This window comes from Sphingomonas sp. PAMC 26605 (genome assembly GCF_000241485.1).
Lineage (GTDB): Bacteria > Pseudomonadota > Alphaproteobacteria > Sphingomonadales > Sphingomonadaceae > Sphingomonas.
Window position 1 is genome coordinate 70,088 of sequence record NZ_JH584243.1, and the last position, 3,469, is coordinate 73,556.

The 3,469-nt window shown below is 63.5% G+C and carries 4 protein-coding genes and 1 pseudogene; 2 read left to right on the forward strand and 3 right to left on the reverse strand.

The window, feature by feature from the left end:
- Positions 1-272: pseudogene (locus RH90_RS19800) on the forward strand (enoyl-CoA hydratase/isomerase family protein); the annotation flags it as partial.
- Positions 273-396: 124 nt separating this feature from the next.
- Here the strand turns inward: RH90_RS19800 and RH90_RS19805 are convergent.
- From RH90_RS19805 to RH90_RS19810, 3 genes are read right to left on the reverse strand one after another with little or no spacing between them, the layout of a single operon-like run.
- The gene (locus RH90_RS19805; RefSeq protein WP_198283477.1) at positions 397-1,035 is read right to left on the reverse strand and encodes an AAA family ATPase; all 639 of its coding nucleotides are present in this window, start codon (positions 1,033-1,035) and stop codon (positions 397-399) included.
- Entirely contained in the window at positions 1,032-1,217 is a 186-nt protein-coding gene (locus RH90_RS24095) for an AAA family ATPase (protein WP_198283478.1), read from the reverse strand. Before RH90_RS24095 ends, RH90_RS19805 begins: the two co-directional genes overlap by 4 nt.
- A complete protein-coding gene (locus RH90_RS19810; protein WP_010188408.1) occupies positions 1,217-2,698 on the reverse strand; it encodes a Mu transposase C-terminal domain-containing protein in 1,482 nt (493 codons plus the stop codon). Before RH90_RS19810 ends, RH90_RS24095 begins: the two co-directional genes overlap by 1 nt.
- Before the next feature lie 148 nt (positions 2,699-2,846).
- On the opposite strand from RH90_RS19810, the gene RH90_RS19815 reads away from it, so the two are divergent.
- Complete coding sequence (locus RH90_RS19815) at positions 2,847-3,443, forward strand: recombinase family protein (RefSeq protein ID WP_010188411.1); 597 nt, start codon at positions 2,847-2,849, stop codon at positions 3,441-3,443.
- Positions 3,444-3,469 lie beyond the last annotated feature (26 nt).

Genomic DNA, 3,469 nt, shown 5'->3' on the forward strand with positions numbered 1-3,469 from the left:
TGCCGGCCGACGAACTGGACGGCTTCGTCAGCCGCATCGCCGCCAACATCGGGGCGCTGCCAGATGGCATCATCACTGCCGCGAAGCGCGCCGTGCCGCATGCCGCTCCCGGCGACGGCTTCACGCGCGAAAGCGAAGGCTGGATGGCACTTGTTTTCCAGCCGGCGGTCGGCCAGCTCATGGCGAACCAGCTTAAGGCGGGTGCGCAAACGCGCGACGGCGAGCGCGACCTCGAAAGCTTGCTGCGCGGCGTGATCGCACGCTCCGCCTGAACCAAATGCCGAGTGGTGCTACGGCACCGGTCGGGCCTTCCTGATTGGGAACGGCGATCGAGAAGGCCGGGGCGTTCCCAAAAGGATGTAGATGTCAGCGCTAATTGGCACAGCTTTGTCAGCGCTAAGTGACACCGATCACAAGGGTACTGCGAGCCGCTTCCACCACGTCGTCGGTGATCGCGTTCAGGCCATTTATCCTCAGGATGCGCTCGATTTGAACGAACAGGCGGTGGAGCAGACGGAAGTTGCCGCCCGTGATCCGAACGATAGTAGCGACCGCCTGCGCGTCGGTGAAATCCGCGTCGTCCATTGCTAACCCGAGGTCGCGCCAGCGCCGGGTGAGGACAAAGGTCAGTTCCTGATCCTGCAAAGGTCGGTACTGGTGGGCGAAGCCAACACGGCTGAAAAGCTGGGCGTATCGCTCTAGACGTTTCTCGATACCCGGCATGCCGATCAGGATCAGGCCGATGCCCTGCCGGTCGAACAGGTCGCGTAGATATTCCAGCCCCGTGTTGGAAAGGCGGTCGGCCTCATCTACGATCAGCAATTCGACATGATGCTTACGGGGCGAAACGATGGTCTGGCCTTTAGGCCTAACATGCTCATCAATGCAGATATCAGCCCGATCGATGAGGCGCGGCAGGTCCTGACGAAGCTCGCGCAGCGTGCTGCCGACTGTCGGCGTATAGAACACGGCACGCGCACGGGCGAGGTCGGCATATATCTTGAGGTCGGACGGCTGACGCGGACCCCAGGTCATGAGCAGATCGACTGCGCCGTCCAGCGCGCGTAGCGGCGCGCAGATAGGGTTTTGCCGACGCCGGCGGTGCCGTGACATAGGCCGATGTAGCGGTGCTTGCGGACGGCATTGGCAAACTCGGTGAAGCGGCGATGCTCCTGCGTCGAAATGAAGCTGGTGGCGCGGGCGCTGCCGTCTGCCATCACTCGCCCTCGTAATAGGTGCGGAGACGCGGCTTGCTGCGTATCGGCTCGGGGGGCTTGGTAGGTCTGGGTTTCGGCGTTGGTGCCTGCGCGGGGCTTGAACCGGGCGGGCGCAGGATCGCGGGCAGATAGTCCGCAACGCGGGCCTTCCGCTCTCCGATTTCGCTTCGCAGGCGACGGCGATAGGCGAGGCGCGCGGCTTGAACATCCTTGAGGGTGATGGTCAGGCCGGCATGGTCGGGGCTGACTGCCCGGCACAGAAAGACGTTGCGATGGAATACCCGAACCTCGCCAACATCGCGGGGATCGTAGCGAATCGTCACCGGCTCACCGACATAGGCGGCAAGCGTGGGGTTGAAGTAACGCAGCCCCTCGAAACGGATGCCGTCACGGTGGACGATGCGCGGCTTGGCGACCATGACCAGCAGCGAGTCCAGCTCCTCCAGTGTTTCCGGCATCCGGGACAGCCAGCCATCGCCGCGCCACGCATCGACGGGAGGCACGCCGATCGCGCGGTGCGGACGGACGTTATAGGTTGCCAGGATGTAAGCGCCGATCGCGGCGTCCAGTTCGGGGAGCGTCAGGCGGGGCGGTGAAACGGTTTTGCCGTTGCGAAGATTGCCCGGCAGTTCTGCCAGTAGCTCCGTATTGATGGTGCGGAACAGCCGCTCGATCTTGCCGCGCCCCTGTGGGCGCGCGACGGCGGAATAGATCAAGCGGATACGCAAATCGGCCGCAGCCTGTTCGAGGTGGAGGCTGGTGAAGTCCGATCCGTGATCGACGTACAGCACATCGGGAATGCCGCACACCGGCCATGCCGGATCGGCCTTGCGCCAGATCGCCTGTCGCAGCGCGAGCGAGGTGTTGAGCGCGGAGGGCGCGCCGAGGAAAACCATATAGCCCGCGATCACGCGCGAGTGATCGTCCAGCACCGTCGTCAGCCACGGCCGCACCGGACGACCGCCTGCATCGAGGATCAGGATATCAAGCTGGGTGTGATCGGCTTGCCAGATTGCATTGGGGCGTTCGGCGCGGTGCCGATGCACTAGTTCGAACTTGTCGCGAAAGGCGGCAGCACCTTCATGAGCCAAGGTCAGCATCGCCGGGTCGATCCGACGCACGATATCCCGCACGCTGCCATAGGACGGCATTCGCCATTTCCGTTCGCCGACGATAGCCGCGAGACGACGATGGATGGTCACGATCGATGGCGGGGGTTTGAGCAGCGCCATGCCCTCGACTAGATCGACCAGTTCTTTCGGGAAGGTGCGCTTGCCGGCCTCTGGTCGGGTCGGACGTGCCAATCCTGCCGGACCATCGGCACGGTAGCGGGTGAGCCAGCGGCGAGCAGTGCGGATCGATATGCCCGCGTCCGTCGCGGCCTCACCCAGCGGCACCGCATCATGGAGATGCCGGCGAAGCACAGCCATGCGTTTCGCGAATTCGGCGCTTCCCGGTTCCGGCTTTCGATCATCGGTCATGGTGATCTGCCCCGTCCGAAAGAGGATCGTTCAGCGGACGGTCGCTCGCTGACCTGTCGAGGCACGGGAAACCGCCAAAAGCCGAGTCTCACATAGATGGTACTATATCTTTTGCGTTGAGGGACCCCTTTACGTTACACAATCGATCATGACGCACACGCTGATCGGTTACGCCCGCTGCTCCACCGATAAACAGGACCTTGCCGCCCAGCAGGACGCGCTGGTCAGGCTCGGCGTCGCGGCCGATCGTATCTACACCGACAAGGGGTTCACGGGCACGAACCGGACCCGCCCCGGTCTAGATCAGGCGCTCGCGGCGGTACGAAGCGGCGACACGCTGGTGGTGCCAAAGCTCGATCGTCTTGCCCGGTCGGTGCCCGATGCGAGGGCGATCGGTGACGAGCTTGCCGTGCGGGGCGTCAAGCTACAGCTTGGGGCAAGTGTCCACGATCCGTCCGACCCGATGGGCAAGCTATTCTTCAATATCCTTGCCACGTTCGCCGAGTTCGAAGCCGACCTGATCCGGATGCGAACCCGCGAAGGCATGGCGGTCGCCCGCTCAAAGGGGAAGCTGCGCGGCAAAAAGCCGAAGCTGTCGGAACGTCAGCAGAAAGAGTTGCGCCGCATGTACGACACCGACGACTACTCGATCAGCGATCTCGCCGAGGTGTTCTCGATATCACGGCCAACCGTGTACCGGACGCTTGGTCGCCAAGCCGCCGTGCCTGCGGCAAAGGCGGCATGATCCTGCCTCGGCTAAGAGCCCGACCT

Bases quoted from the DNA above. Each gene is read 5' to 3' on its own strand.
- RH90_RS19815 (WP_010188411.1), top strand. From the start codon at position 2,847: ATGACGCACACGCTGATCGGTTACGCCCGCTGCTCCACCGATAAACAG.
- RH90_RS19810 (WP_010188408.1), bottom strand. From the start codon at position 2,698: ATGACCGATGATCGAAAGCCGGAACCGGGAAGCGCCGAATTCGCGAAA.
- RH90_RS19805 (WP_198283477.1), bottom strand. From the start codon at position 1,035: ATGACCTGGGGTCCGCGTCAGCCGTCCGACCTCAAGATATATGCCGAC.
- RH90_RS24095 (WP_198283478.1), bottom strand. From the start codon at position 1,217: ATGGCAGACGGCAGCGCCCGCGCCACCAGCTTCATTTCGACGCAGGAG.